Consider the following 6,999-nt stretch of genomic DNA (forward strand, 5'->3'; position numbering starts at 1 on the left):
TGAACCTGAAGCGGTTGATATGGAACACGAAATGACGCCAGTGAGCGTCTTTTTTTCTGCTCAAATTCCCATTGCTGATTTTCAGAGGCCACTTTGTCAACAGCTCCACTTTGTCCACAAGTCGGAGCGTAGGACGAGGGACGGGGGCTTTCATATACGCCCAGTCTGCTGTTGAAACCAGACCTGTGCTTACGGCTCTACGCCACGCAAGCACAGCCCTGTTTTCCTGCCGCTTCAAATGCCCTTGCCCTCCCCGGCGGCAACGGCATTTTCACGGCAACGCCGACAGAGCGTATAACACACTACACTTTGCTTCGCAAAGTCGTGTGCCAAATGGGGGCGTTGCCCCCTTTGGAAACCCCCACAAGAAAAGGCGGTACGCTACCCCTCCACGGGGCGCATACCGCCTTTTCTTGTTATCCAGCCCTCCGGCTGTATCGGTTGAGCAAAAGTCAGCGTGGGATTGATGTGGTATCTTTATCTAAGTGATACTCCATTCTCCCATTTACTGACCGCAGGTGTCGAAACCCCTAAATACTCTGCAACATTTTCTTGTGTTAATCCTAATTGCTTTCGCTTTTCTTTAATAATTTGATTGATTTTCATATTGTCCGCCACCTATGTAAGAAGATTATCATAGTTGCACTGGTTTCCACAATGGAGCAGTCGTTTAATTATAACGCTTAAAACTTAACTTGCAGGCAACATATATTATATTGCCTCTGCCTGCGGAAAACAATAGGAAAATATGAATTATAAAGTTTAATTTAACAGCATATTAGAACATTCCACGGGCGGAGTATGAATAATACAATGCAAGTGGGTGATGCAATATGGCTAAAGTCGAAGACTGCCCCGGCTTTGAAACTTTTGGTGCAGATGTGAAGGCTGCCCGTAAAGCAAAGCATTTGACGCGTAAGACGCTGGCTGAAATGGTCGGAATCGAATGGCGCTATCTTGCCAATATCGAAAACAAAGGCACGATTCCTAGTTTGCCGGTTATCATACAGCTTATCAAAGTATGTGGACTTCCCGTGGAACGGTACTTCAATCCAGAGGTCATGCGGGAGGAAAGCGCACAGCGGCAGCGTATCAGTCACAAACTGAAGCTCTGTCCAGAGCAGTATTTGACCGTCATCGAAGGCGCGCTTGACGGGGCGCTGAAAACTGAAAAATCAGCAGATGAAACGGAGGGTGTGTAAGCATCCTCCGTTTTCGTTTCTCCAGGGCGGCTCTGCTTCACTTTTCTTTTTGAAAAATCCGGGATTTTGCGGGCAGATAAAGGTGTTTTCGGCATTGTATTTACGGGGGAAGGAGCGTAGAGCAAGCACAGCAAGTGTGGCCACACTTGCGAATTTTGCTTTAGGGAACCCCTTCCCCCTAAACACAAAATTGCTTGTTGGGATACTCCCAAACCCTTATGCAGAAAGGACGGTGCCGCCCTATGGCAAAGCGCAAACGCCCCATCATCCTGCGCTGCCCGGTAACACCGGAAGAACGCAACCTAATCGAGCAGAAGATGGCCCAGCTCCAGACAAAGCGGATCGGCGCCTACCTGCGGAAGATGGCAATCGACGGATATATCATCTATGTGGACACCAGGGACATTAAGGAGATGAACAAGCTCCTGTCCGCCATTGGCCGGAACATCAATCAGATCGCCAAGCGAGTCAACGCCGGTGACCCTACCTATCAGGCCGACATGGAGGAAATCCGGGAAAGGCTGGATCAGATATGGCAGTTACAAAGACGCATCCTATTAAGTCAACGCTGAAATCGGCGATTGACTATATCTGCAACCCTGACAAGACGGACGGAAAGCTACTGGTTTCCTCCTTTGGCTGCGCCGCCGAGACCGCCGACATCGAGTTTGAATGGACCCGCCGTCATTCCATCGACAAGGGCACGCACCTGGGCCGCCACCTGATCCAAGCCTTTGAGCCTGGAGAGGTCTCCGCCGAGGAAGCCCATGAGATCGGGATGCCGTTGGCAAAAGAAATATTGGGTGGCAAGTACGAGTTTGTACTTACCACCCATGTTGATAAGGAGCATATTCACAACCATCTGATTTTCAATGCGGTCAGCTTCACCGACCACAAGCACTACCATTCCAACAAGCGAAGCTATCACGAGATACGCCTGACCAGCGACCGGCTGTGCAGAGAACACGGCCTGTCCGTCATCGTCCCCGGCCGGGACAAGGGCAAGAGTTACATTGAGCATCAGGCCGCACAGAACGGCACTAGCTACAAGGCAAAGCTGAAAGCCGCCATCGACCGGCTGATCCCCGTGTCCTCCAGCCTGGAAGATTTGCTTGCCCGGTTGCAGCGGGAAGGATACGAGATCAAGCGGGGAAAGTATATCTCCGCCAGAGCGCCGAACCAAGAGCGGTTCACACGGCTCAAAACCCTGGGCGCCGATTACACGGAAGAAGCCGTTGCCTCCCGCATTGCCGGAGGCCCCAGGCCCTCCAGACAGCCCCAACAGCGCAGCGGGAAGGTCAGCCTACTCATTGACATTCAGAACAATATCAAGGCCCAGCAGAGCGCCGGATACCAGCGGTGGGCGACCATTGAGAATCTCAAACGGGCGGCCGCCACCATGAACTTTCTCACCGAACACGGCATCGGTAGCTATGAGGAATTGGTGGCGCAGTGCGACGCCATTGCCGCCGCCTCCATCCGCACCAGGGAAAACCTGCGGGATACGGAACAACGGATCACCGACCTGGCCCTTCTGGGAAAGCAAATTGACACCTACCGCAAACTGAAGCCCGTCTATGACCGCTACAAGGCGTCAAAGGACAAGGAAAAGTTCCTGCGTGGTTTTGAGAGCGAGATCATTTTGTTTGAGGCGGCAGCCAGGGAGATCAGAAAGGCCGGACTCACCAAACTCCCTTCAGCCGAAAAGCTAAAAGTAGAACTGGACAGACTAACCACCCGCAAGACCGCCCTACAAGCGGAACTTCGGAAGATACAACGGGAGGAAAAGGAATATGACACCCTCCGCCAGAATGTGGACTCCCTGCTGGAAAGGCCTGATGAGCAGGATCAAGAACATCGACGAGAGCACATAACCGCCCTAGAGTAGTTTTTATATCCTGCTGCATATATCTGCTTTATGTTGAGTATTTCTCCATAATATGATAGAATATCCATAATTAAAATCCTCTTACAATAGAAAATTGCTATTGTGTAGCAACGTCAATTGCCAAAGGTAGCTGTACAATAATTAAATGTGCCCTGCCAGGTTTTTGCAGGGCACATTTTTACATGGGGGAAAGAAAAATGAGCATTGAAAAAGAGATTGAGCGCGCTGTAAAAAGAACTATAGCCCTTGATAAAGACACCCCGTATAAATCTGCTGCGGAACAAGAAAAGATTATTTCGGATATAAAGAGCGCCTTTAATGACGCTACCTTCCATTTTGAAAACTCGAAGTCACTTATGTTAAATCAAAGCGGTAAAAAGCGGTTGGTTAAACAATATGACAATTTATATTCACCTGAAAATATCCTATGTCAAAGCATCAAACAAATTCTAGATAGAGCATTTAAAATAAAATATCCTAATCGAAACAAAACAACTCGGACGCTGTTCAGTGTTCTCTCTGCTGCAATTCAAATGTCGGATTTTACAATTGTAAAATTTGATTTTAAAGATTACTTCAATTCTGTTTCGTCTATTTATGTTTTTGAAAAATACTTAAAATATAATATTCTTGATCGGCACGAGATTGACCTGATAAAGGCTTTCGCTTATTCAACTAAATATGCGTATGCGGGACTTTGTACTTCAAATGCAATCGCGGAAATTATAGCTGGATACTTTGATGAAGCTGTCAAACAGATGTTCTTTTCTAATGGCATTATATATTATGAAAGGTATATAGATGATAGCATTCTGATTCTCAACGAGCACATGGAGGAAACTGAAGTTAAAGAGAAACTGGAAACCGTTCTTTTAAAAATATTTCATGATCAAACAATAAAAGCGCCCAAATGCCATACAAAATTTAACAAGAAAAAATTCAAGTATATTTCTCGCCGAAACATATTAAAAGGAAATTGCTCTGTAGACTTTCTTGGCTATGAATTTTGGCTTTCAGCGAATGGTAAAGCCAAAATTGAAATTAAATATGGCATTACTGATGATAAGCGAAAAAAATATGAAGATCGCATTGATAAATTGATTGCTTCTTATACAGACCCGTCATCGCCTGATTATAATAAAATGGAGTTACTACGGCATAGAATAGCTGCATTCTCCTCACGCGAAGTTTATATGACAAAACATTTTCGTTCAAACATCTGGAGAGTAAAAGGATTTATTTCGAATTATGGCGAACTTCGATATTTTCTAGATACTGGGCTTGTCGAAACCAATACAGAACAGTATTTGAAGAATATGATTGACGATGCGTTTGACAGAGCAAAGATTGATAAACCTTATTTTTTGATGGGGGGCGCCCAATTAAATTGTGGCTATAATCTATATGGGAATATGAAAGCCAATAAAACGATTTTGCTTGTTGATCGTATTGGGTATGACTATAAATCTCTCGTGGCTCTATGCAAGCAGGTTGGAATCAACAGCACTGATGCAAATGGCAAACGACGGGGCTATGGAACACTTGTAAGGGACTATTTAATAAAAATTCGGGTCGGATACTAAATGACGAAACGGCAAGGTTGCCCTTGCCGTTCCGGAACATTTGCCGCAGCTATGTTCTAAACACAATGTCCTTCCTCAGCAAGGCTGATTTCAGCATTGTGCCGATGATGTGTGTGCATTTCTGCACTGCAAACAACTTGTCTGCTCTCTTATAATAAAAAAGATGGAGGAAAAAGTCAATGGGGTGGAGTGGCTTAGAAAGGAATAAGCTGGACTATATTCTGACAGATTTACTACCTGTTGAAATATCGGAATTATTTTCTTTTTCTCAACTTTACACATTTCTTTTAAAGAAAGAGAACCAAAAAATTTTAGACGCGCTTATCCAAGAAATCAAACAAAATAAAGCTCAGAGCAGTTCTAGAATGTTTGAAAATGGCTGGAGCACAAAACCTTTAAAATACAAAATTCTTAAGGGAACTGACACAATGAGAGAAATGAGTGTCATTCAACCATTTTCTGCCTTGAACTTGTTCCTTTTTATCGAATGCTATCAAAAGGAAATATTGAACTATTTTGAAAAGCATCATGACTATTCCATTCGTTATCACAAAAAAAGCACAGATTTATATTATAAGGCAAAGTCTGGACGAGTAACACAATACTTTCAAGACCAATCCTTTCGTGCAGGACGTGGGGCTATTCAACAAGCTGGAAATTATTTTAAAATAGGGCCCTTTGAATCAATAAATTCTTTTGCTGATTCACGGGTATGGCGAATGTGTAACTTTAAATACAAATATTATGCAAAACTCGACTATAAGGCTTGCTTTGACAGCATATATACACACGCATTTACATGGATTATAGAAAGAAATGTCGTTGATGCAAAAGATGCCGTTAACTCTCATTTACTTGTCACCATAGATCGAATACTCCAAAATATAAACGGGCGGTCATCAAATGGCATTGTTGTTGGCCCTGAGTTTTCTAGAATGATGTCTGAAGTTTTACTGCAGCATATTGACAATCTAATCTCCGTTTCCCTATCTAAAGAAAACATTATCTATAATGTCGATTATGTTGCATTTCGATATGTTGATGATATTTTTCTGTTTGCCAATCAACCACAGGTTCTTGAACAAATACTATCCAAATATAAAATGATTGGCGAACGATACCTGCTACGCTTAAATGAGTTGAAGTTGACAAAAGGAAGTACACCTTGTCTCCCCAAAGAATGGCTTGAAAAAACCAGGCAATTGTCTGATATTATTGGAAACTTTTTCTATCAAGGAAAAAAATCTGATTACGATAAATTGCCTGAAGATGAGCAGTTCATAGTAAAGACAGAGTTTATTTCTGTAGATAGAATAAAAGATGAAATTGCTGTTCTGGTTAAAGAACATTCTGAAGATAGGAGAACTATTGTTTCGTTTCTTTTATCAACATTGCTAAACAATATCAGTAAAAAGAAAAATGGGTATACGCTCTTTGGCAAGCAGCGCTTAGGTAAGGCACTGCTCTTAATTGATATGGCCCTATATGTATACGCATTTTACCCTTCATTTGACCAAGCCCGAAAAATCATTTCCATTATTGCTTACATGAATAGTGAAATTGATTTTAAAGGTGACGATAAAGCTCACACAAAATTAAGTAGAACAATTAATAGGTATTCATTTGTTTTTTGCTCGGGAAATGTATTTGATTTATGTGATTGGTTTCCTTTTTTTTACGAATATAATATTGTGCTTGACACCAAAACAGAAAACCATTTAATTCAAGCCGCCGAAGAATGCAATGACCCAATTATTTGGGCAAATTTATTGCTCTATTCGCAGTATTATCAGCCCTTTTTTAATGAACTGTCAAAAAAAGTTGAAAATATTGTCGAAAGGCAAATACTCAGAATATCAGATAAAGAACCGATGATGCAAGTAGAGTTCTGGTATGTCTTAATTTTTCATAATTGCCCATATATTTCTATAACGCTGCGCCAGAAAATGAGTGACATTATTAACGATATAAAAACCAAAGCCGTCGGTGGTAAGGGGAAAAAACTATTCCCGTCTGCTGTAACGACTCAGTTAATATGTGATTTTTTAGAGCAGCCTTCTCCTAGTGGAAATAAACCCGAAGAAAGTCTTTTTAATTGGAAAGGTATTAAAAATTTTGCCGATCAAATTACTTATCGCACATATCAAAGGACTGTTTTCAAACGTTATCGCAAAAACACATATGGGCTATATGCAAGTTTAGACTGAAATAACTCTCTAAGTCATGACCCCCGGCAAAGCCGGGGGCTTGGGAAAGCCCTAGAAGGGCATGGTACAGACAACGCCCCTAAAGGGGCCACGAATGGGTCGGCCAACTGCATTGCTGA

Annotated in this window: 6 protein-coding genes and 1 pseudogene; 5 read left to right on the forward strand and 2 right to left on the reverse strand. The window is 42.7% G+C overall.

The window, feature by feature from the left end; all coding sequences use genetic code 11:
• Both B5F35_RS19075 and relB read right to left on the reverse strand, forming a co-directional pair.
• On the reverse strand, window positions 1-238 hold a 238-nt coding region (locus tag B5F35_RS19075; protein WP_442856492.1), incomplete at its 3' end, for a hypothetical protein.
• Between the two features lie 254 nt (window positions 239-492).
• A pseudogene (relB, locus tag B5F35_RS17065) lies at window positions 493-606 on the reverse strand (type II toxin-antitoxin system RelB family anti-toxin); the annotation flags it as partial.
• Between the two features lie 227 nt (window positions 607-833).
• On the opposite strand from relB, the gene B5F35_RS17070 reads away from it, so the two are divergent.
• The 5 genes from B5F35_RS17070 to B5F35_RS17090 all read left to right on the forward strand — a co-directional run bounded on the left by B5F35_RS17070 (window position 834) and on the right by B5F35_RS17090 (window position 6,880).
• Window positions 834-1,202, forward strand: a complete 369-nt coding sequence (locus B5F35_RS17070; RefSeq protein ID WP_087242776.1) for a helix-turn-helix transcriptional regulator — start codon at window positions 834-836, stop codon at window positions 1,200-1,202.
• A 242-nt stretch (window positions 1,203-1,444) separates the two neighbouring features.
• The gene (locus B5F35_RS17075; RefSeq protein WP_087242784.1) at window positions 1,445-1,774 is read left to right on the forward strand and encodes a plasmid mobilization protein; all 330 of its coding nucleotides are present in this window, start codon (window positions 1,445-1,447) and stop codon (window positions 1,772-1,774) included.
• The gene (locus B5F35_RS17080) at window positions 1,735-3,090 is read left to right on the forward strand and encodes a relaxase/mobilization nuclease domain-containing protein (RefSeq protein WP_087242778.1); all 1,356 of its coding nucleotides are present in this window, start codon (window positions 1,735-1,737) and stop codon (window positions 3,088-3,090) included. The genes B5F35_RS17075 and B5F35_RS17080 overlap by 40 nt, the downstream gene beginning before the upstream one ends.
• A 197-nt stretch (window positions 3,091-3,287) precedes the next feature.
• The gene (locus tag B5F35_RS17085) at window positions 3,288-4,673 is read left to right on the forward strand and encodes an RNA-dependent RNA polymerase family protein (RefSeq protein ID WP_087242780.1); all 1,386 of its coding nucleotides are present in this window, start codon (window positions 3,288-3,290) and stop codon (window positions 4,671-4,673) included.
• A 179-nt stretch (window positions 4,674-4,852) separates the two neighbouring features.
• A complete protein-coding gene (locus B5F35_RS17090) occupies window positions 4,853-6,880 on the forward strand; it encodes an RNA-directed DNA polymerase (protein WP_087242782.1) in 2,028 nt (675 codons plus the stop codon).
• The last annotated feature ends 119 nt before the right edge of the window (window positions 6,881-6,999 follow it).

The organism is Anaeromassilibacillus sp. An200, assembly GCF_002160025.1.
Classification (GTDB): Bacteria; Bacillota; Clostridia; order Oscillospirales; family Acutalibacteraceae; genus Caccousia; species Caccousia stercoris.